The organism is Rhodococcus sp. LB1, assembly GCF_001583455.1.
Classification (GTDB): domain Bacteria; phylum Actinomycetota; class Actinomycetes; order Mycobacteriales; family Mycobacteriaceae; genus Rhodococcus_F; species Rhodococcus_F opacus.
This window is the reverse complement of sequence record NZ_LTCZ01000262.1, coordinates 330-550: the sequence shown is the minus strand read 5'-3', so window position 1 is coordinate 550 and position 221 is coordinate 330. Positions and strand designations below refer to the sequence as shown.

The window sequence follows — 221 nt, the reverse complement described above, 5'->3', positions numbered from 1 at the left end:
GAGATCGACCCGATGATCGCCGCGAACAGCGACGCGATGACGATGTGCACCGTCGGCGACTCACCATGGGCGAAGGCGGTGAACCCGTCCGAGTCCAGGAACTCCGCGTACGCGATCAACGCGACCGTGCCGCCACCGACACCGTTGAACAACGCCACCAGCTGCGGCATCGCGGTCATCTTCGTCCGCAACGCCGGCGGCACCCCGAGGACCACACCGAT

Annotated in this window: 1 protein-coding gene; it reads right to left on the bottom strand. The window is 66.5% G+C overall.

Annotated features, from left to right (window positions below; genetic code table 11):
* Nucleotides 1-221: NAD(P)(+) transhydrogenase (Re/Si-specific) subunit beta (locus tag AZG88_RS28825; RefSeq protein WP_231914243.1), on the bottom strand; the 221-nt coding region annotated here is incomplete at both ends.